Genomic DNA, 20,978 nt, shown 5'->3' on the forward strand with positions numbered 1-20,978 from the left:
CGTCCTTGGATATCCTAATAGTAACAAATCGGTGACAGGATTACAAGGACGGGGGACAGATTTTTTCGCCGCATTCCACCCTGTCCCGGCAGTCAAACAGGCGGGGAATACGCTTCGTATTTCCCGCCTGCCGTCTTTTTATTTGGTCGCCCAGTTGCCCGTAGCCTCACAGGTGAGGTAGGCGTTGATGAATCCATCCAAATCGCCGTCCATGACGGCGTTGATGTTGCTGGTCTCATAGGCGGTGCGGTTGTCCTTCACCAGTTGGTAGGGCATAAAGACGTAGGAGCGGATCTGGCTGCCCCATTCGATCTTAAGCTGCACGCCCTTGATGTCGGAGATCTTTTCCGCGTGCTCCTGCATCTTGAGCTCCACCAGCTTGGAGCGGAGCATCCGCATACAGGTGTCCTTGTTTTGAAACTGGCTCCGCTCGGTCTGGCAGGCCACCACCACGCCGGTGGGCTTGTGGATGAGTCGGACGGCGGAGGAGGTCTTGTTGATGTGCTGGCCGCCGGCGCCGGAGGAGCGGTAGACCTGCATCTCGATGTCCTCGGGCCGGATGTCCACCTCTACGTCGTCGGGGATCTCCGGCATGACCTCCAGGGCGGCGAAGGAGGTCTGCCGCCTGGCGTTGGCGTCGAAGGGGGACACCCGCACCAGCCGGTGGACGCCGTGCTCGCTCTTCAGGTGGCCGTAGGCGTTCTCCCCCTGGATCATGATGGTGGCGGACTTAATGCCGGCCTCGTCGCCGTCCAGGTAGTCCACCACCTGATAGGTATAGTCGTGGCGCTCGGCCCAGCGGGTGTACATGCGGTAGAGCATCTGGGCCCAGTCCTGGGCCTCGGTGCCGCCGGCCCCGGCGTGGATGGTGAGGATGGCGTTGGAGTTGTCGTACTCGCCGGTGAGCAGGGTGGACAGCCGGGCCTCCTCCATGTCCTGCTCCAGTCTGGCGTACCCCTCCTCCACCTCGGGCACCAGGGAGCCGTCCTCCTCCTCGTTGCCCATCTCGCACAGGGTCAGCAGGTCCTCCCAGTGGCTCTCCCGGCGCTTCTGGGCCTCCAGCTTGTTCTGGAGCTGCTTCATCCGCTGGGTCACCTTCTGGGATTTTTCCAGGTTGTCCCAAAATCCGGGAGCGGCGCTCTCCGACTCCAGCATCTCCAGCTCCTGGGCGGCGCTGGCCAGGTTCAGGGCCTGGGACAGCTCCTCCAGAGCGGGGCGCAGATTGTTCAGCTTCACCTTATATTCATCAAACTGCAGCATCGTTTCACGCTCACTTCCGTTTCAATCGCCCTCATATTATACCCGGAAGCGGGTGGTATGTAAAGGGAAAAACGATCCGCGCGGCGGAAAATTACCCGTGAAAAACCGCCCGGCGGGCGGGCGGTTTCAGCGGTCGCTCTGCATGGGCTCAGTGCTGGAGCAAAAAATCAGGTCGTCTACATCTCCCCGGGGCTCGCAGCGGGGGTTCTCACGGCTCTCCTGCTTCTCTGGCATGCTCTGCCCTCCTTCCGATCAAGTCAACACATGCCAGTATATGCCCTTCCCACCGTAATATGTGCCGAAATTTTTCCCAAAGATAAAAAAGATCCGGCGCCCTGTGGGGCCCCGGATCTTTGGGGACGGTTGGGATTCGTTTCGGTCCTGCCGAGGGGATAGATCAGCAGAGGCCCATGACAGACAGGCCGATGAACAGGAAACAGGCGATGAAGGGAATGATGATCTGGGTCACCATGATGTCGAAATAGGCTTCCTTGTGGGTCATCTTGCAGATACCCAGCAGCGTGATCTGCGCGCCCTGATGGGGCAGAGTGTCCAGCGTACCGGCGGCGATGGCGGCGATCCGGTGGACCTGGGGCATGGTGGCGCCCAGAGCGGCGTAGGTGTCCTTCAGGGCGTCAAAGGCCACGCCCATGCCGCCGGAGGCGGAGCCGCAGGCGCCGGCGCAGATGGCCACGGTGATCATGACGAAGAAGAGGGGGTGCATGTTGAGGTGCTTGAGGGCCTCCACCAGATCGGCAAAGCCCTGGGTACCCTTGACCACGCCGCCGAAGCCGACGACGATGGCGGTGTTCAGGATGGCCACGCCGGAATCGGCAGCGCCCTTATTGAACACCTGGACCCATCCATTGATGCCGCCCTTGACCCGGGGGAACATCAGGATGGTGGCAGCAGCCACACCGATGAATACGGAGGTCTCGACGGGCAGGCCGCCCATGGTGCCGTCAGCCCTCTGGAACAGGGGTGCATTGAAGAAGAACAGGATGAGGATGATGGGGATGAAGGCAATGATGGGGCTGGGGAGGTCCTCATTCTCGTCCTCCGTCAGCTCGCTGGGGTCCAGTTGGGTGCGCAGGGAGCTGTCGATGAACACGATGCCCTTCTTGGTGAAGAAGCGGGAGCGGTACTCCAGCCAGGCGAAGATCAGCACATAGGAGGCAATCATGGCCGCCCAGGCGCCGATACCGCCGGCGGTGGGCGTGGTGCCCAAGGACTGGATGGGAATGACGTTCTGGATGGAGGGGGAGCCCGGGCCGTACATAGAGAAGGTCCAGCAGCCGGCGGAGATGGCGGCGGGGATCAGCCTTCTCGTCAGGTTGGCCTGCCGGAAGAGCTGCAGGGCGATGGGATAGATGACGAAGAAGACCACGAAGCCGGACACGCCGCCGTAGGTCAGAATGCCGGTGATGGTCATGACGATGGGTGCGACCAGCTTGCCGTGGCACAGTCCGGCTAGGAACTTGGCGATGGACTTAGCCGCGCCGGTGAACTGGTAGACGGCGCCAAACAGAGCCCCGACGAAGAATGTCAGGAAATAGCTCGTCACGTAGGAGGAGGCGGCGGGCATAAAGTCGTTCTTCAGACTGGCCAGGATGGCGATCTCGCTGCCGGAGGCCAGGCCGGAGAACACGATGACGAAGATGGTGACCAGGGGAGCCAGAATCAGGGCCGACAGTTGCTTGAATGCCAGCACGCCGAACAGGATCAGGGCAATCACCAGAACCAAAATTCCAAAGTTCAAAGGAAAATCTCCTTCCCTCTTAGTAGCATGATGTGGGGTGGACGCTCGGATGGAGTCTGAAAAGGGGCGGCGCCCCGCCGTCGGGCAGCTTCCGTTGTCCGGACCGCAAAGCGCCGCCGTTTTTCTGGTGCTCTGGCTTATTTGAGGCCCATGAGGCCCTCCGCGAAGATGCGCGCGTCCATGAGTCTGGGCCCGCCGGCCTCCATCTTGGGAGTGAAGCCCATCTGGTCAACGACCTGCTTCTGTACGTCGATGCCCGGCGCCACTTCGGTGAGGTACACCCCGTCGCTTCGCAGCTCAAAGACGGCGCGCTCGGTGATGTACATGACAGGCTGTCCGGTCTTGTTGGCGTACGCGCCGGAGAAGGTAATCTGCTCCACGGTGTCGATCATCTTCTGCTCCCGGCCCTCCTGGTCAATGACCAGCTTGCCGTCCTCCACATGGGTCTTGATGCCGCCTGCGGTGAAGGTGCCGCAGAAGAACACCTTTTTGGCGTTCTGGGTGATGTTGACAAAGCCGCCGCAGCCCGCGATCCGGGGGCCGAACTTGGAGACGTTGATGTTGCCGTCCTTGTCCGCCTGAGCCAGGCCCAGGAAGGCCAGATCCACGCCGCCGCCGTCATAGAAGTCGAATTGGTAGGGCTGGTCCAGAATGGCCTCCACGTTGACCGACCCGCCGAACTTGGGGCCGCCCTGGGGCACGCCGCCCACGGGGCCGGCCTCCACCGTCAGGGTCATGTAGTCGCCGATGCCCTCCTCGTTGGCCACCATAGAGATGTACTCCGGAATGCCGATGCCCAGGTTGACCACCTTGTCGGGCTGCAGCTCCATAGCCGCCCGGCGGCCGATGATCTTCTTGGCGCTCATGGGGGGGTACTCCAGGCTGCCCAGAGGCACGTGGAAGTCGCCGGTCATGGACCCGTCGTACTCGCACCCCTGGCACTGCGCGTGGTCCTCCTTGTTCTCACAAACCACGATGGCGTCCACATAGATTCCGGGGATCTTCACCAGCTTGGGGTCCAGATCGCCGTGCTGGACCACCTTTTCCACCTGGACCACCACCTTGCCGCCGCTGTTCTTGACGGCCTGGGCAATGGAGGTGGCCTCCAGCGTGCAGCACTCGTGCTCCAGGGTCACATTGCCGTTCTCGTCGGCATAGGAGCCCCGGATGAAGCCGATGTCAAATTTCAGGGCCTTGTAGAGCAGTCTCTCCTCACCCAGCACCTCCACCACCTCGACGATGTCCTCGGTGGTGACGCGGTTGAGCTTGCCGCCCTCGATGCGGGGATCGGCAAAGGTGTTCAGGCCCACATGGGTGATGTGGCCCACCTTGTGCCCCGCGATGTCCCGGTAGAGCTGGGACAGGGTGCCCTGGGGCAGGTTGTACGCCTCCAGCTTGTCGGCGTTGATCAGCTTGCCCAGCTCCGGCACCATGTTGTAATGCCCGCCGATGACACGCTTGAGCATCCCCTCGTGGGCGAAATGGTCGGCGCCGCTGCCGTCCCGGTTGCCCTGGGCGGCGGCGTAGAAAAGCGTCAGGTCTTTGGGGGAGCCGCTCTCCAGGAAGCGCTGCTCCAGAGCCTTGTTCAGCGCCTCTGGCATGGCGCTGGCCACAAAACCGCTGGTGGTAAAGGTCATGCCGTCCTGGACCATTTTAGCGGCCTCGGCCGCAGTAATCACGGGTTTTTTGCCCATATGTATTGATCCTCCCGTTTCTTCGTTTTCATCGGGTTCCCAGGCGCCGGCTCACTTGCCGATAAAGTGCTTCTCCTTGCGCTTCTCCAGGAACGCGGTCATGCCTTCCTTCTTGTCCTCCGTGGAGAAGGATAGGCCGAAGATGTTGGCCTCCAGCTTCAGGCCGTTGTCCAGATCCATGTCGGCGCCGGAGTTGATGACCTGCTTGGCCAGGGAGACGGCGTAGGGGGCGTTCTTCATGATACGGCCGGCCATCGCCTTGCAGTAATCGAGGAGCTCCTCCTGGGGCACCACGTGGTTGGCCAGGCCGATGCGGTAGGCGTCCTGGGCGTCGATCATATCGCAGGTGAAGATCATCTCCTTGGCGCGGCCCTTGCCCACCAGACGGGCCAGACGCTGGGTGCCACCGAAGCCGGGCAGGATGCCCAGGCCGCACTCGGGCTGGGCAAACTTGGCGTTTTCAGCGGCCACGCGGATGTCGCAGGCCATGGAGATCTCGCAGCCGCCGCCCAGAGCAAAGCCGTTCACAGCCGCGATGGTCACCTGGGGCATGTTCTCCAGACGGCCGAAAGCCTCTCGGGCCAGCAGGCCCATGGCGCGGCCCTCGGCAGGGGTGGCGTTGACCATCTCGGAGATATCGGCGCCTGCCACAAAGGATTTGCTGCCGGAGCCCGTCAGGATGACCACCTTGATATCCGTGCGGCCCTCGATCTCCGCCAGACAGGTGTTCAGCTCTGCCAGGGTTTCGCTGTTCAGGGCGTTGAGGGACTTGGGGCGGTTAATCGTTACCACCGCAATCTCGTTTTCGACTTCCATGAGCAGATTATTCATTTGAAAACCCTCCTTATTAATATGACACCCTTGCTGCTTTGTTTGCAATTTACTTGTATGCAAACAATTTTTACACTGAGATAATACCGCTATAGCCCTAAATTGTCAAGTAAAATTTTGATTATTTTACCAAATTAAATTTATTTTGCTCCAATCAGTTTAGGTATTTTTTCTTTTTATATCAAATAACTTTTGTAATAAATTTTTATGTGCAGCAAAAACAATCTCAAAATAAAGGTTTTTATGTATTTTTTCAAACTTTTTCGTCACAAGTTTTTTGTTGAGCGACGCTTGACAAAGAGGCGGGGTTATGCTATTCTATTTGAGCACCCAAAAGCGCGGAGAACGGGAGCAACTCGCCGGAGTGGCGGAATTGGCAGACGCCCGGGACTTAAAATCCCGTGGGAGAAATCCCGTGCCGGTTCGACCCCGGTCTCCGGCACCAACATCGCGGGGTAGAGCAGCTTGGTAGCTCGTCGGGCTCATAACCCGGAGGTCAGTGGTTCAAATCCACTCCCCGCAACCATAAAACCCTGAAACCGCAATGGTTTCAGGGTTTTTCTCTGTCCCGTTGTAATTTGCAACTGTTTTGATTGAAGAGTCTGTCTCCCTCTTACACGGGGAATCATTTTATTTTTCCTTCAAAATGTCCAGCTTCCTCTTATTTTTGCGCGGCGGCGGTCTTCTGCGCCTTCACGTTCAGACAGTCTGTAAAATTGGTGATGGCCTCCCGCTCCACCTCGGTGCTCTTGTAGGTATAGATCTACCTCGTGGAAACCGAAGCATGGCCGTTGGGGTTCATTCTCTTAATCTCGCAACGCTTAGAAACTGCGGCAAGACGAATCTCAAAACTCTTGGGAGCGATATAGGTTCCCGTCTTGGAGGGAAACAGCAGATTGTCTGGGTTCGGCCAGTTCAAGTGCTGCAAGGTAAAGAGGTGGCGCAGCAGCAGCTCGCCTTTTCTCCGGCCGGTAAATCGGTGGGATTTCCATCCAGCTTATACCGCCCCTGCGCATAGCCGAAAAAGTCTTTCCGAAACATGTGGTGGTTCCGGATGGTCTTGGCGGACGGGCCGCCGGGCCTGCCGGCCTTCTGCGCCCCGTTTTTTGGAAGTTTCTGGTAATAGGTCTGGATCGTGTCCTGCGTAATCTCGCACAGTTTCATCTCCCCAAGGCAAGGGAGATAATGCGTGTGGTACAGGTCGAGATACGTCCCGTAGGTCGTGGACTTCTTGATGGGAGGAGCCTTATACAACTCAAGCCACGGCATAAACGCATCTTTAACAGCGTTTCGGCCTCGGACGGATGCTCCAGCCGGGCGGCTTCCTCGGCCTCGCGCTGGCGCTGCGCTTCCCGCTCTTTCTCGATGTCCGCCATGCGTTTTTGCTCTTCAAAATACTTCTCTTTCCGCTCGATACCTTCCGCCCGGGTCCTTCCCTTGAAGGACTTCCGATTCGGCCCGCCATCCGGCTCTATGCCTATCGAGATCTGGTGAACGCAGCTCTTGTCCTCAAGCTGATAAAACGTACCCTCACCATTTGGTGAGCGGCGAGTCCACTATAAATGATGTCTATACCACCGGGGTTTGGACCTATCCGGCTGGCCCTTTCACGGCGCGGAGGGCAGTCCCTGTTGATATTTTACCACAAGCCCGATTCTGCGCCCCGCACACAGCGATACGGTGGCGAAGTTTACCTTGCAGATGCCCAGCTTGATCGCGTGCTGGACGTCCTCATCCGGGACGCCGGAGGAGCCGTGGAACACCAAGGGGACGCTCACCGCGTCTCGGCCACGAACCGAGCGGCCTCCTCCGGGTCGGTGTAGAGGTCATCGCCGTGTTTCACCTCCAGGCTGTCCTCCTTCCCGCCCAGCCTGCCCAGCTCGGCCTCCACTGCGGGGCGGTGCGGGTAGGCAGCGGTCATCTCCACCACTCGGCGGGCGAGGGCGATGTTCTCCTCCAGGGACAGCTTGGAGCCGTCGATCACGAGGGAGGTGTAGCCGTCCGCCGCGGCCTGGGCGCAGAGGGTGCCGGGGGTGGTCTGGGGGAAGACCGGCGCGTGTTCCGCCTCCGCCGCCGCGATGACCGCCTGGATCATCTCCATGTCCTCTACGTTGAACGCGCCCACGGCATAGCCGTGGGCTTGGGCGTCCAAAAGAAGCTGTCTGCTATTTCACCAATGCCATATTTTCAATCCTTCATCTGCGCCACCAGCTCGGCCAGGGCGTCCACCGCTTCCTTTTCGTCCTCGCCTTCAGCGGAAAGAATGGCCCGCTCTCCCTGGGCCAGACCCAGAGACATGAGCATGATAATGGACTTGGCGTTGTACTTGTCCTCCTCACCCACACGCTGAAGCTCGACGCGGGACTGAAAGGTTCCGGCCAGCCCCACGAAATCCGAGGCTGGGCGGGCATGGAGCCCGGATTCGTTGACGACGACGATCTCTCTGCTATACATGCTGATTACTCCCTTCTGTCGCCCGCTCCGCAAAGGCGGTGAGCCGGGCTCTGATGTCTTCCGCGGTCTTCATACCTTGAACCTCTTGGGCCAGCGCCTTCGCGTCGGCCATATTCAAATTCCGAATGACACGTTTGGCAGCGGGGACGGAGGAGCGCCCCATGGACAGCTTGTGGATGCCCAGTCCAGCCAGAACCGGAATCGCCAGAGGATCACCCCCCAGCTCCCCACAGACGCTGACGCTCTTTCCTGCGGTCTGGAAGGTGCGGGCCAGATCGTTCAAGACGCGAAAGACCGCCGGATGGTACTCCTGATAGTAGGGCCGGACCGCCGGGTTCATCCGGTCGGCGGCACAGAGATACTGGGTCAGGTCGTTGGTTCCCACGCTGACGAAGTCCACCTCATCGGCGATCAAATCGGCAATCAGCGCGATGGAGGGCACCTCCACCATGATTCCGAGCTCGGTCCCGTGGTCCCAGGGGATACCCGCCGCGTCCAGCGCGGCGCCCTCCTCTTTGAAGACCATCTTGGCCGCGCGCACCTCGTCCAACGCGCCCACCATGGGCATCATGATCTTCAGGTTTCCATGGACCGAGGCCCGGAGCGCGGCGCGGATTTGGATGCGGAACAGGTCCATCCGGTCCAGCGAGAGCCGCAGCCCGCGGATGCCAAGGAAGGGATTGCTCTCCTTGGGCAGTTCCAGGGCAGGAAGCTGCTTATCCCCGCCGATGTCCATGGTGCGCAGCACCACCGGCTTGGACCCAAAGGCGGCGAGCACTTTTTGATAGGCTTGGAACTGCTCCTCCTCACCGGGCAGACGATCGCCGCTCAGGTAAAGAAATTCCGTCCGGAAGAGACCGCACCCATCTGTGTGGGCCGTGCCGGAGAGCTCACGGTCATTGACCGCCGCCACGTTGAGGCGGACTTCCAGCCGGACGCCGTCCCGGGTGACCGGCTCGGTGCTCAAGTAGGTCTTCTCCTCCCGCAGGCGGGCGGCCACCTGATCCGCCTTTGCCCTATAAGCCGTTAGCTCCTGTTCCGAGGGCTCCGTCAGGATCTTACCCTCCACGGCGTCCAGGATTACGGTCTGTCCGTCCGTCAGACATTCTATTACCCCGGCTACGCCCAGGACCGCTGGGATTTCATAGCTGCGGGCAATGATGGCGGTGTGGGAGGTTACGCCGCCCACCTGGGTGACAATACCCAGCACATGGGCCCGGTCCAGCGCCACCGTGTCCGACGGGAAGAGGTCGTCCGCCACCACGATGACCGGCTCAGGCAACGAGGAGAGGTCCCGTTCCGGCGCTCCAGCCCAGCAGCGCAGTAGGCGGAGCTTGACGTCCGCCAGGTCGGAGGCCCGTTCGCGCATCATGGGATTTTTTGACCGGCCCAGCACGGCCGCGTAGGTGTCGTACACCTGGGCAATCGCCGCGTCAGGGCTCGCATTTTGACTCTTCACCAGGGCGCGAATCTCCTCGTCCATGGCCGGGTCCAGCAGAATGTCCCGGTGGGCGGCGAGGATCTTGGCCTTGTCCGGATCTCCGCCCTTCAACTTCTCCTCCAGCGCGGCCAACTCCGCCCGGGCGCTGGCGCGAGCCTGCTCATACCGCGCCAGCGCCTGGGGAACCTCCGTAGCCGGGATGGGACTCTCCTCCACTTCGGGGCGGAAGGGCTCATACCTCAGAACTTCGCCGATGACAACGCCCTGCGACACCGGCTTCCCCAATAGCTCCATTGCGTTCACCTCATTTCTGAATTTCCGTCCGCCCTCACGGTCAAAAAGCGCTCCAGCTCACCGGCGGTACGGACCACCGCCACGGCGCCCGCCCCCGCCAGCTCGCCGGGGTCGGCATAGCCGCAAAACTCCACCCCCAGGCAGGGAATCCCCCAGGTCCGGGCGCCAAGCACATCGTCCGCCCGGTCGCCGATCATCAGCGCGGTCTCCGCGGGAGCATCCAGGAGGCGCAGGGCCTCCTGGATGACCGCCGCCTTCTCCTCTGGGACGCCGTTGTGGTAGCTGCCGGAGACCGCCTCGAAGCAGTCCAAAAAGCCGCACTGCGCCAGCGTGGGCCCGCAGTAGGCCCAGGGCTTGCAGGTGGCGATGGCCAGCCGGAACCCGGCGGTCTTGAGCCGGGCGGTCAGCTCGACCATACCGGGAACCGGGACGGTGGCATAAAGGCCGTGATCCCGGTAGTGGTTCAAAAACCGTTCCCGGACCAGAAGCGCAGTCTGTGCGTCACAGCCGAACCGCGTTTGTAGGACCCGCTCGATGGGGGTCCCGAGAAAGTGCCGCACCGCGCCGCGTGGAAGCTCCGGGCCTCCTACAGACTCCATGGCGTAGCGCAGGGATTGAAACACCCCATCCGCGGAGTCGATGAGGGTGCCATCCATATCAAATAACAGTGTAGGATACATGGCCGTCCCTTATCTCTGCGCCAGCGTCGCGTATAGATAGTCATCGATCCAGTCGCCCACGTGGTCCAGCAGTAAATCCGCCGCGCGCAGAGGGAGCTGCCCGGACCGGACACGCTGATATTGGGTGGGCAGGTATTGGCTGAGCAGCGCCAGCGGGATGCCCTCCCGGTCCAAGTTGTGGAGCAGCGTGGTCACGGCGGCCGAGACGCGAGGGGCGGGGAGGTAATACCGCGCCCGGTCGGAAAAGCTGAACGCTCTGGCATACCGCTGGTCGGATTCATGGCCGTGGTAGTAGCCGCCCCAGTACTGGTCGTTCTCCCGCATGGCCCACTCCAGCGTATCACGAAACGCGCTGGCTGGGAAGGGTCGCAGCCGGCCCAGCTCCGCTTCGATCCGCTCTAGGGCGAACAGCCCCTCCCGGAGGGCGAAGGTGAGGGCGGGGCCAACCTTTAGAATGGCGATGCCGTCCTCCACCATCTCCCGCAGCCGCTCCTTGGACTGATAGTCGGTGGAGTGCCCCTCGAAGACCAATCCGGGCCACGCGTCCAGGGAGGCCGTCAGATCCCGGGCGGCGGCGCGGTCGTATTCCACCACGCTCTCGTCCGCGAACTCCACGCCGGGCTGGACCACCAGGGCGATGACCCGATCCCAGGCGTCTTTCAACCCCCGCCGGGTGAACGCAGCCCAGAAGGCCTCCAGGGTCGCCTTGCAGTCCTCCGGCTTTGTCACGGCGACGGTCTCCTCGTTTTCCATGGCGCCCCCGGGGATGGGAACCTCGCTCCCGATGACGTAGACCGGGGCAGGGGCGCCGGGATGGGCGGTGCGGAACATCGCGAAAGCGTCCTCCGCCGCCGCGCATAACTCCGCACCCCGGCGGGCGATGGTCTCATCCGGCAGCCGGGCGGAGGGATCATCGTCCGCCAGGCGCATACTGGTGTCGATGTGGATTTTGGAAAACCCGGCCAGAACATACCCGCGTACCAGCTCCAGCGCCCTGGGCATGGCTTCGGCCTCGGGGAGATTCCGCCAGGTGAGGGGGCCCAGATGATCCCCTCCGCAGAAGACACGCGCCTGGGGCATCCCCTCCTCCGCCGCAAGCCGGTTCAGAAAGGCACGGAAGTCCGCCGGTTTCATGCCCGTGTAACCGCCGTCCTGATTCACCTGGTTGGCGGTGGCCTCCACCAGGACTACGGTGTCCCGGTCCCTGGCGCGCCGGATGGCGGCGCGGATCACATACTCGTTGGCGCTGCAACAGGCGTAAATCCCCTTTTCACGGCCCTGCTCCCGCCTGCGGAGCAGCTCCCGCACGGGGTTTTGATTCACAGCTTGATCCATGGGTCCAATCCCTCCGGCTTGTCCGGATCGACACCCCGGGCAATCGCGTGGTGGAAGCACAGAAGCTGGATGCAGAAAAGTGCAAAGACGGCCTTTGCGTCGTCATCGCCGCACTCCGGAAGCTGGATGCGCGTGCCCGGCAGAGCGTCGCCGGAAGAGGCGCAGTCCAGCACCAGCAGATGGCCAGTCTTCCGCGCCACGTCGGACAGGAGTGCGGCCTGCAATGCCCGATCCCCGGAGGACAGAACCGCGATCACCAGCGTGTCCGCCCCAATCTGCACCATGGGGCCGTGGCGGACGTCCAGGAGGTGATAGTGGTTGGAGTCCCGGCGGCAGATCTCCTTAAACGCCAGCGCCCCCTCCTCCAAAAGGCCCGCCATGCCGCTGTCGGCCAGCACCACCGCCTTGCTCCAGGTCTGGGCGGCCAGCGCGGAGAGCGCAGCCTCCTGTGCGGGGCAGAAAGCGGTGGCATGACTTTTCAGCGCGTCAAGGGCGGAAAGGCCCGCCTCGTCGCCGCCCGCGATGCAGGCGAGGCCCAGCGCGGCCACGTACAGATTCGTGACGGTCCGGGTCTGGCACACAGCCTCGTCGAAGGCCCAGGGAAGGGCCAGGTTCCAATCGGCCAGGGCCTCCAGCGCCGTCCCCTCCCGGGCGCAGATGGACAGGAGCTTGCAGCCCAGCTCGTTTTTGCAGCGTTCCGCCGCCCGGACTACCTCGCTGGTGGAGCCGGAGCGGGAGAGCAGCAGCAGAGTCGTGCCCCGCAGCATTTTCTCATAGGCGTGGAAGTTGACCAGCAGATCCCCGGCGGCCAGGGCGTAGGCGGGGACGCCGGTGTGCTGGGAAAACTGGATGGCGGCGGACTTTGCCAGACTGAAGCTGGAGCCGCAGCCCAGGGCGCACAGGGTCTGGACACCGGCGAGCGCGGCCACGGCTTCGGCGCGCTTGGCGTGCAGGGCCTCTAATGTACGGGCTACGGCCTGGAACTGGCCCTTCAATTCCTGTTCTGTCAAATACATCGTATCCTTCCTTTCTGTTCTATCTTCTTGAGTCGTAAGGGGCGGAGGGTGGCTGGCCACCCTCCGCCCCTTAAAATACGCTGTTTACTTTGCCTGTGCGCCCACAGCGATCTTCTTCTGATACCGTACTTCCAGTACAGAGAGGAGCACGAATGCGGCGACAATGATGAGGATGCCAACGACGGGGCTCTTCATAAGGGTCATAAGCGCCATTGCGTCGATGCAGTCATGCCCGGTTCCCTCTGCGCCAACGGCTGCGAAGCGGCCAAAGAGCATATAGGTGAAGCCGGAGAAGAGAATCAGCTCCACGCCATAGACAAAACCGGAGACCATGGCCCCGATGCGGCCGCCCAGGGCGTTGCCCATAATACCGGCTACGCCGCCGGTAAAGAAGGCGCCGATGATGGAGACCAGGGGCACCGCGCCGAAGAGGGCGGAGGAGATAAACATGGCCACGATCATGCCCAGGGTGGCGAAGATGAAGCCCAGCATCAGGGAGTTGGGGGCAAACCCAAAGAGGGCGGGGACATCCAGCGCGGGGACCGCGTTGGGGACCAGCTTGTCGGAGATGCCCTTAAAGGCGGGAACCAGCTCGCCCAGCAACATCCGGACGCCCTGGAGCAGGACCAGCACGCCAGCGGTGAAGCCCAGCGCCTTCAAAAGGCCGAAGATGATGTAGTTCGTACCGCCGGAGTAAGCGCCCACGGCCTCGGGTCCGGCCATGATGACCACGATCATGTAGAAGATGAACATGACGATGGCGATGGACATAGAGGTGTCCTTAAAGAACTTCAGCCCCTCGGGGAGCTTCATGTCCTCGGCGCTCTTGCTGTTGCGGCCCACCAGCTTACCCACATAGGCGGAGGAGACGGTGCCCAGGGTGGTGAGGTGGGCGATGGCGATGTCGTTGCTGCCGATGATCCTGCGGACGATGGGCTGCGCGATGGCGGGCAGTAGGGTGAGGATCGCGCCCTGGATCACGCTGCCGATTGCGATGATCAAGCCATTGCTGAAGCCAGCCTCATAGAGGGAGAAGGCCACGGCCACGGAGCTGATCCACATCATATGGCCGGTGAGGAAGATGTACTTGAGGGGGGTGACCCGGGCCAGGACGATGTTCACCAGGAAACCGACGCCCATGATGATAGCCGAGGTGGAAGCGATGACGGGGACTGACTTCTGGATGGCGCCTACGATGATCTCCGAGCCGGTAGCGAACCCGCTGAGATGGAAGACCTCTTGGAAGAGTCCCACGAACGGGAGAATTTCCGTGACGAGCAGGCTGGAGCCCGCCGAGAGGACCAGGTAACCCAGGGCGGTCTTGACGGTGCCGGAGAGCACGTCGGGGACCTTCTTGCGCTGGGCGAGGAGGCCGATCAGGGCCACCACTGCCAGAATGACTGCCGGGGTCTGCAATAACTCCAGGAAAAAATTCAGAACTGCCATATTTTCTCCTTCCCTTCTTTATATAGATGATGAAACGACGCCATCACAGGAGCCGATTTGCCTCCAGATAGGCTTTCAATTGCTCTTTCACCTCCGCCGTGTTGACCACGTTTTTTACAAAGATCACGTTGTCCCGGCCGGCAAAGCGCTCCTGGAAGTCGGCGGAGGTGACGATGAGATCGGCGCCCCTGCTGTCCACGGTCCCCGCATCCCAGTGCTCGATCTCGTGGCCGGTAGCGCCCAGTTCCTTGAGGGCCTTGTCCACCGTCATCTTCAGGATCAGACTGGAACCCATGCCCAGTCCGCATACACAGACGATATGCATAATTACCTTCCTCTCGCGCCGCCGGCGGCTCAACACGCACCGGACACCGCGGCTGCCGTACTTACGGCGACGGCCAGCCGATTTTGGACCTTCTCGACTCTGCCCGCTTTCCCAATTACAGGCAGGAAATTAGCTTACTGTACTTTTTGATGTGCTCGTCGTTGATGGCGTCGCCCTTGTCCAGGTTGGAGCTGACATAGATCGGAGGGAGGTACCCGGCCTTCACGCAGTTTTCCACGGTCTGCGCCACGATGGATTCCATCACGGACATACCCAGCACGGTGGAGGTGCCGCAGAAATGGGGTTCCAGGCCCTCCATCTCCAGCGCGGCGTCTCCGGCCACACACTTGATGTCGATGACCACGTCCGCCACCTCCATCAGGTTCTTGCCGCTGGAGTGGCGGGAGGTGGTGCTGCCCGCGAACTGCTTGGAGACCAGGGCCACCACCTTCATGCCGATCTTCTTGGCCTCCAGAGCCATATCCACCACACCGGCGTTGCGCCCGGAGATGGATACGATGATCATCGTATCCCGGCTGTCCACGTCTTCCAGCTCCAGATAATTGCCGGTAAAGCCCTCCACGCGCTCCTGGAGGGTGCTCAGCTTGGCCTTGGGGAAGAGCGCCAGGTGGGGGATCAGCAGCGCGTTGACGGGGACCAGCCCACCAGCCCGGTAAAAGACCTCCATGGCGAACATCTGGGAATGGCCACAGCCGAACACGTGGATAACCCGGCCGCTGGACACGGAGGCCGCGCAATACTCAGCCGCCTTTTCAATGTTGGGCCCCTCCTGGTCGAACTGCCGCTCCAACTGCTCCTTGATGACGCTGTGGTACTCCTGATACTTCATTCCAGTTTCGCTCCTTTGTGTAATCTTTCCATGATTGCAGTCTTCCCGCCGTGATTGCGAAGGAGATCCATAAAGCTCTCGTCCTGAAGATAACCGCCCAATTCCCGCATCAATTCCAGATGACTGCTCTTATCGACTGCGGCAAAGGTGAACGCGGCCTTGATGCGCTTTTCCGACAGATAGACCGGATTCCGTAAGAGCGCGAGGCTCATGGAGGTTTCTTTGACGCCGGCCTCCGGACGGCCGTGGAAAAACGCGATGTCGTCCACCAGAACCATATAGGCCCCGAATTCAGCGATCGTGTCCTTGATGGATTGGATAAACCGCGGCTCCACAGAACCCTGCTTCACCAAAAGGCCGCCGCCAATTTCCACCAGCTCTTCCCAGTCGGCGCATACCACGTCTTCCAAATAGCTCTGGTCCGTAATTAGGTCACAAATCATTTTCTCACCTCCCCGGTTGTTGCTCTGATTTTATCACATTTGCATAAATATTTTAATAGCAAATAGGCAAATATGTCCATTCCGTCAGTGGTATGCCTATTGGATACATACCAATTAACAACTGGTGGTATTTGCTTGACTGCCATTCCCTGCCCGGGTATAATTCCAGTCAAGAGGAGGGGTGCGATATGGATGGTACGCCGTTGTACAAAGAGATTTACCAGGATATCTGCGAAAGAATTAAGGACGGCACTTACCCGGAAAACTCAGCCCTGCCAGCAGAGCGCGTCCTTTGCAGTATGTACCATGTCAGCCGTTCCACACTCCGCCATGCCTTGGACGAGCTCTATCGGAACGGTTTTATTGTCAAGGCGCATGGAAATGGGAACTTTGTCAAAAGTAAGGTGTTTGATCAGAAGCTGACGAAATTCCACTCTTTTGCAGGCAGCTTAAAAGCTCAGCACATTTTAATCAAAAACCAAGTTGTGGACTATGAGCTAATCGACATGGACAAGTATCTGGATTCCGTGGATCTGGTTCGCCAGAGCTGTCCACCCAATACCAAGTGGCATAAGCTGGTACGGCTCCGCTCCGTCGAGACCTTCCCCCTGATGATTGAGACTAGCTACCTGCCCCAGGGCCGGTTTATGACCTTTGATGTGGACATTCTCCGGGACGGCTCCCTCTACTCTTACCTGGAAACCTATTTCAACATGGAAATCACAGACGCCAGCGAAGTTCTCTCACCGCTGATCCCATCAAATAAAGAGCGTGTGCTGTTGCAGATCCCCTCTCACCTGCCTTGCATGCTTTGCGAGCGGTTCTGCCATGAGCGAAACACCCTGGTCGCCATTCACCGCACCGTTGTCCGCGGAGATAAGTTCAAATTCAAGGCCGCCTACTATGTGGACGACAGCTCTCTTGGAGGCGGAAAATTATGATTATTAAAAATGGAACCCTGTTCTGCGAAGGCGGTAGTTTTCGTACCATGGATTTGAAGATCCAGAACGGTCATATTGCGGAAATTGGTTCCCAACTGGCAGCCGATGGTCAGGAGAGCTTGGACGCCACAAATTGTTATGTGGTTCCGGGGCTGGTGGACATCCACATCCACGGGGCCGTGGGCGCGGACTTCAGCGACGGGGAGGGCGCTTCCATCCAGACCATGGCCCGCTTTCTGCTCTCCCAGGGCGTCACCAGCTTCTTGGGGACCTCCATGGCCCTGCCGGGAGAGCGCCTGTCTCAAATCTACCGCACCGCCCGTCCCTTCGTGGGGCAAGCGGTTCCCGGAATGGCTACCCTCCGGGGCGTGAACATGGAGGGGCCGTTTTTTAATGTGGAAAAGCGGGGAGCTCAGAACCCGGACTTTATCATCCCTCCGAATTTAGACCTGTTTCTCAGGCTCCAGGAGGACAGCGGCGGAGCGATCCGCACAGTGGCCGTGGCACCCGAGACTGAGGGCGGGTTGGAATTTGTGGAGAAGGCCAGCCGTATGTGCAGCGTCTCCCTGGCCCATTCCTGCGCGGACTACGAGACCTCCCGTCAAGCCTTCGCCCGGGGCGCCAACCACGTCACCCACGTGTTCAACGGAATGCCCGCGTTCCACCACCGGGACCCGGGGATCGTGGGGGCCGCCGTGGGGACGGACGCCTATGTGGAACTCATCTGCGACGGCGTCCACGTCCATCCGGCGGTAGTGCAGTCGGTCTTCCGGCTCTTCGGGGAGGACAGGGTCTGCCTCATCAGCGACGCCATGCGCGCCTGCGGGATGCCCGACGGGGAGTACGATCTGGGCGGCCAGGCCGTGACCGTGGCCAATGGCTGCGCCACCATCGCCACCGGCTCCCTAGCCGGCAGCATCACCGTCTTGACCGACTGCCTCCGGCGGGCCGTGGGGTTTGGGATCCCCCTGGAGGCCGCCCTGAAAGCGGCAACCATCAATCCGGCGCGGTCTGTGGGACTGGATCGCGAGATTGGCTCCCTTGCTTGCGGAAAACAGGCGGATATTCTTGTGCTTGATCGGGCGCTGTCGCTTAGGAATATTGTCTTGAACGGAGAACTACAAGCCGTTTCTGGGCTCTCATAAACTCAATCTTTAATCTTGTAAAAGCCTCGTGCCGAATCGCACGGGGCCTTTGCGCTATACAGCCGTTTTGCTAAAATATCTGTGCCTTAAGTATACCCGTGTAAGTCCTATGATTGACGTTACTGGATTGAGCCAGCGCCACTTAACACACATTATGCTGCTTATGGAAGATCTTCGGGAACGATAAAAGGCTGCCATGAAAAGTAAAAAGTAGCGCTGGGAAACGTAAGAGCGCTCATATCAATAAGAGAAATCCATATTTGAAAAGCATGCTCTGTGAAGTTGGATGGGTCATCTCCAGGAAACGGATACTCTATCTCTCTGGCCGGTATTGGCGAATCAAGCAACGCAAGGGGGCCAGTCGCATGGTAAACGAACTGCAAAAGCTGGGGGTACTTTGTGGTTGCACCAGACTGACGCTCACGGTTTCATTCTTCGACCAGCGACAGGTTTTGGCCTACCGCTTTTTGTGCTGCAATGGTTTTTCATGAGGCGTTGAAAGCCCGTTTGTCAAGGTACACGCCCTCGCTACCTATTTTCGTAGCAAGGTGTATTATCTATTAAAACAAGGTGCAAGGCGAGTCCAGCCCTTATGTCAGACGCACATTACAGCGTTCAAGGTGGAATATTTCCCTCATAACCCGGGGTCAGTGGCTCAAATCCACTCCCCGCAACCATGTCGTCGCAAGCTTTGTATCGCTTGCGACGACTTTTTATGCTTTCCATCAAAAAGTCGTCTCGCGCTCACGCCGCTGCCCTTCCCTTTCGCGTCAGACCCGCTGTGCTGGGCTCCGCCGCGAGGAAGCGGGCGTCAGATATCTTTTTTGCACGCACCTGCCGGAAACCCCTGCAACTTATCGGTTACGGGGTTTTTCCTTTTGAGTTTTGACCACTTTTTATTCGGCTGCATACCGCCCTGCGGGTCCGATTATGCCATCTGGGCAGGCCAGCCTGCCTATTTAAGAAAATCTTTTCTACCCCCTTTACAAACCAGGAGAAGGCTGTTATAATATCTAAATGTGTGACGTGGTCACATCATTCGCGCCCGTAGCGCAATTGGATAGAGCGTCAGATTCCGGTTCTGAAGGCTGGGGGTTCGAGTCCCTTCGGGCGTACCAGAATGAACGACCCTACCTGATCTGAACAGATGATTGTCATTGTCCAGATCAGGTAGGGTTATTCTATGTCTGAAACCGTTGTTTAGCAATGGGTTCAGATTTTTCGATATAGGGTACCTTACGTCATCAGCAGAATACAAAAAGAGCAAAATCAAAACGCAAAACGTGTAATTAAGGGGATTCGAACCCCTAGCTGACATCCCATCGATTCTTTCATTAGATGTTGTTCATGAATGCGTTGTCCGTGTATAGACTCCGTATTCTGCGCATGGCTTCTGAATCGGTTTACCATACCTGCTCTTTTCTTGGTATATGCCACAAGCATAACATATGGGTAGAGCAAACGTAATATAGTTTATTCTCTAGATCCAATTAACTTTTATTTGCAGCATTTTTGCCCCCACGTTTCTCATTGAGAGATCAAAGAATGCGTAAGATATCTTTTATATAGAATATAGGACCCGTTATAGCAATACTAAGAAGTTCATTCCGTGACGGATTAGATCGATATCAACTGCGTGATCATTAGAGCGTATCTGAAAATAAAGAAATCAACGGATTTTTCGCAAAGGGCAAGCAAATATAAGGCAAAAAACGCAGGAACCTTTTGTGGATTCCGAGGCTCTTTAACGCAGCAAATGCTGCTCTTTGTAAAAAAAGACAAGAATTCCGACTTTTCAGATGCGCTCTAGAGAACTCGGTAGGGCCGGGCATTGTTTCTGTTATTATGCTAGTTTGCTAATCGCTACAAAAATATTTGATATACTATACCATGTTGGGAAATTTACTTCTCCTGTCTCGGGAAGATCAAATATTTGTTGGAATGTGCGGACCGCCTCGGCGGTACTGGCTCCGTAAACCCCATCAACTACTACCTTTTTTATCAAAGGATAATTGTTGGAAATGGTGTTTAATTGCTGTTGTATTGTCTTTACCGCATCGCCTGTTGAGCCGATTTTAAGAACATTTGTAAAGGATAACGGGATTCCCTCCACTTTTTTAGCCTGTTTCAGGACAATATCGGAGCCGTAATAGGTTTTCAGTATTTGTAAAGCATTCAACCCCTGATCTGCCAGCTCTTTAGAGCCCCACTGACTGAGCCAACCTGCCCGTTTTACGCGTTTACCATCACAGTATTGCGTGAACAGCGGTTGAACCAAATCGGGCCTTGAAATATAGGTTGTAAATATTTCATCAACAACCTCGGAAATTTCGTCAAAAATGTTTCTGCCGAAGGAAAAAGCCTGATCAAACGCCGTTGAGTTTGTTATGGTAAATCCGTATCCCTTCCCCCGATACCACTCTGTGTAAACACGACTCAGGGTAAACGACAGAATCGCAAACACATTCGCTTTAATTGCTTCACGCGGCCAGGTGGAATAAATTTCACAGCTGGCCACGTTTTTTATATAATCCTTAAACCCCACCGTATAGTTACTTGCCGATGAATCCTCTGGTCGCCCTTCATGTACTGTTATCAAGCTCGGCACAACCGGCTCCGGCAAGACAACCTGCCCGGTCGGTAACGGCAACCTTTTTACCTCCGATTCAGGAATTTTAGGCGGATATGTCCCCCATAAAGTGGGATATGGAATGTCGATGTCGTTGTAGCTTGGTAGCAGCAAAACATTCTGGATTGCAGTTTGTTCCGGGAAAAGCTGAACATTGCTGATATATGCTGACTGATAGTCCTGGTAGATTACCTGTACATCATATTGATTAAAGGGTCTGGGTAAACCATATTGCAGGGAGTACTCAATCGGAGGAGTGATCAGTGCAATATTTTTCACCTGCCCCTGTGCATCAGTTTGAGATTCGCTAACGATCGATTTTGTATCCGAATTGAAAACACGAACCGTTGCCCCTTGCGCTGGACTTCCAACACCCTGAAAAAAAGTATTCACTTGCAGATAGCCAAGGCCTCCACTGGTATTGAAATCCATAAG

19 protein-coding genes, 3 tRNA genes and 1 pseudogene are annotated in these 20,978 nt (G+C 58.4%); 7 read left to right on the forward strand and 16 right to left on the reverse strand.

Going from position 1 to position 20,978, the window contains the following annotated elements; all coding sequences use genetic code 11:
- Positions 1-138 precede the first annotated feature (138 nt).
- From prfB to BN2154_RS01490, 4 genes are all read right to left on the reverse strand, one after another.
- Positions 139-1,260, reverse strand: coding sequence for a peptide chain release factor 2 (prfB, locus tag BN2154_RS01475; RefSeq protein ID WP_050617104.1), 1,122 nt, complete (start codon positions 1,258-1,260; stop codon positions 139-141).
- Positions 1,261-1,657: 397 nt separating this feature from the next.
- Positions 1,658-3,019 (reverse strand): GntP family permease, encoded by a 1,362-nt coding sequence (locus BN2154_RS01480; protein WP_050617105.1) that lies wholly within the window; start codon positions 3,017-3,019, stop codon positions 1,658-1,660.
- Positions 3,020-3,156: 137 nt separating this feature from the next.
- The gene (locus BN2154_RS01485) at positions 3,157-4,713 is read right to left on the reverse strand and encodes an acyl CoA:acetate/3-ketoacid CoA transferase (protein ID WP_050617106.1); all 1,557 of its coding nucleotides are present in this window, start codon (positions 4,711-4,713) and stop codon (positions 3,157-3,159) included.
- Between the two features lie 51 nt (positions 4,714-4,764).
- Positions 4,765-5,544, reverse strand: a complete 780-nt coding sequence (locus BN2154_RS01490) for an enoyl-CoA hydratase-related protein (protein WP_050617107.1) — start codon at positions 5,542-5,544, stop codon at positions 4,765-4,767.
- Positions 5,545-5,902: 358 nt separating this feature from the next.
- Between BN2154_RS01490 and BN2154_RS01495 the strand changes: the two genes are divergently transcribed.
- Positions 5,903-5,989: transfer RNA gene (locus BN2154_RS01495), tRNA-Leu, on the forward strand.
- Positions 5,990-5,993: 4 nt separating this feature from the next.
- Positions 5,994-6,070 (forward strand) — tRNA-Met (locus BN2154_RS01500).
- Positions 6,071-6,459: 389 nt separating this feature from the next.
- Here BN2154_RS01500 and BN2154_RS01505 read toward each other — a convergent pair.
- Positions 6,460-6,813 carry a tyrosine-type recombinase/integrase gene (locus BN2154_RS01505; RefSeq protein WP_050617108.1) on the reverse strand — a complete coding sequence of 118 codons (354 nt, stop codon included), beginning with the start codon at positions 6,811-6,813 and terminating at the stop codon, positions 6,460-6,462.
- 35 nt (positions 6,814-6,848) lie between these two features.
- On the opposite strand from BN2154_RS01505, the gene BN2154_RS01510 reads away from it, so the two are divergent.
- Positions 6,849-7,088, forward strand: coding sequence for a hypothetical protein (locus tag BN2154_RS01510; protein WP_050617109.1), 240 nt, complete (start codon positions 6,849-6,851; stop codon positions 7,086-7,088).
- Positions 7,089-7,151: 63 nt separating this feature from the next.
- On the opposite strand, the pseudogene BN2154_RS01515 reads toward BN2154_RS01510, so the two are convergent.
- From BN2154_RS01515 to BN2154_RS01560, 10 genes and pseudogenes are all read right to left on the reverse strand, one after another.
- Positions 7,152-7,669 (reverse strand): annotated as a pseudogene (locus BN2154_RS01515) (class II fructose-bisphosphate aldolase).
- A gap of 62 nt (positions 7,670-7,731) precedes the next feature.
- Positions 7,732-7,998, reverse strand: coding sequence for an HPr family phosphocarrier protein (locus BN2154_RS01520; RefSeq protein ID WP_050617111.1), 267 nt, complete (start codon positions 7,996-7,998; stop codon positions 7,732-7,734).
- Positions 7,991-9,733, reverse strand: coding sequence for a phosphoenolpyruvate--protein phosphotransferase (ptsP, locus tag BN2154_RS01525; protein WP_050617112.1), 1,743 nt, complete (start codon positions 9,731-9,733; stop codon positions 7,991-7,993). The genes BN2154_RS01520 and ptsP overlap by 8 nt, the downstream gene beginning before the upstream one ends.
- A 5-nt stretch (positions 9,734-9,738) precedes the next feature.
- Complete coding sequence (locus BN2154_RS01530) at positions 9,739-10,413, reverse strand: HAD hydrolase-like protein (RefSeq protein WP_050617113.1); 675 nt, start codon at positions 10,411-10,413, stop codon at positions 9,739-9,741.
- A gap of 9 nt (positions 10,414-10,422) precedes the next feature.
- Complete coding sequence (locus BN2154_RS01535) at positions 10,423-11,748, reverse strand: class II D-tagatose-bisphosphate aldolase, non-catalytic subunit (protein ID WP_050617114.1); 1,326 nt, start codon at positions 11,746-11,748, stop codon at positions 10,423-10,425.
- On the reverse strand, positions 11,733-12,764 hold the full coding sequence (locus BN2154_RS01540) for an SIS domain-containing protein (protein WP_050617115.1): 1,032 nt from the start codon (positions 12,762-12,764) through the stop codon (positions 11,733-11,735). Before BN2154_RS01540 ends, BN2154_RS01535 begins: the two co-directional genes overlap by 16 nt.
- Before the next feature lie 84 nt (positions 12,765-12,848).
- The gene (locus BN2154_RS01545) at positions 12,849-14,210 is read right to left on the reverse strand and encodes a PTS ascorbate transporter subunit IIC (protein WP_050617116.1); all 1,362 of its coding nucleotides are present in this window, start codon (positions 14,208-14,210) and stop codon (positions 12,849-12,851) included.
- 43 nt (positions 14,211-14,253) lie between these two features.
- Complete coding sequence (locus BN2154_RS01550) at positions 14,254-14,535, reverse strand: PTS sugar transporter subunit IIB (protein ID WP_050617117.1); 282 nt, start codon at positions 14,533-14,535, stop codon at positions 14,254-14,256.
- Between the two features lie 115 nt (positions 14,536-14,650).
- Positions 14,651-15,385, reverse strand: a complete 735-nt coding sequence (locus BN2154_RS01555; RefSeq protein WP_050617118.1) for a sugar isomerase domain-containing protein — start codon at positions 15,383-15,385, stop codon at positions 14,651-14,653.
- Positions 15,382-15,786, reverse strand: coding sequence for a PTS sugar transporter subunit IIA (locus BN2154_RS01560; protein ID WP_242853685.1), 405 nt, complete (start codon positions 15,784-15,786; stop codon positions 15,382-15,384). Before BN2154_RS01560 ends, BN2154_RS01555 begins: the two co-directional genes overlap by 4 nt.
- Positions 15,787-16,016: 230 nt before the next feature.
- Between BN2154_RS01560 and BN2154_RS01565 the strand changes: the two genes are divergently transcribed.
- The 4 genes from BN2154_RS01565 (at position 16,017) to BN2154_RS01575 (ending at position 19,032) form a co-directional block, all read left to right on the forward strand.
- Positions 16,017-16,769 (forward strand): GntR family transcriptional regulator, encoded by a 753-nt coding sequence (locus BN2154_RS01565; RefSeq protein WP_050617120.1) that lies wholly within the window; start codon positions 16,017-16,019, stop codon positions 16,767-16,769.
- Entirely contained in the window at positions 16,766-17,914 is a 1,149-nt protein-coding gene (gene nagA / locus BN2154_RS01570; protein WP_050617121.1) for an N-acetylglucosamine-6-phosphate deacetylase, read from the forward strand. Before BN2154_RS01565 ends, nagA begins: the two co-directional genes overlap by 4 nt.
- A gap of 365 nt (positions 17,915-18,279) precedes the next feature.
- The gene (locus tag BN2154_RS16410) at positions 18,280-18,405 is read left to right on the forward strand and encodes a hypothetical protein (RefSeq protein ID WP_278319994.1); all 126 of its coding nucleotides are present in this window, start codon (positions 18,280-18,282) and stop codon (positions 18,403-18,405) included.
- A 550-nt stretch (positions 18,406-18,955) separates the two neighbouring features.
- Positions 18,956-19,032 (forward strand) — tRNA-Arg (locus tag BN2154_RS01575).
- Positions 19,033-19,757: 725 nt separating this feature from the next.
- Here BN2154_RS01575 and BN2154_RS01580 read toward each other — a convergent pair.
- Positions 19,758-20,975: a peptidoglycan-binding protein gene (locus BN2154_RS01580; protein ID WP_242853665.1), complete on the reverse strand. Its 1,218-nt coding sequence runs from the start codon at positions 20,973-20,975 to the stop codon at positions 19,758-19,760.
- Between the last annotated feature and the right edge of the window lie 3 nt (positions 20,976-20,978).

The organism is Intestinimonas massiliensis (ex Afouda et al. 2020) (genome assembly GCF_001244995.1).
GTDB classification, from domain to species: Bacteria; Bacillota; Clostridia; order Oscillospirales; family Oscillospiraceae; genus Intestinimonas; species Intestinimonas massiliensis.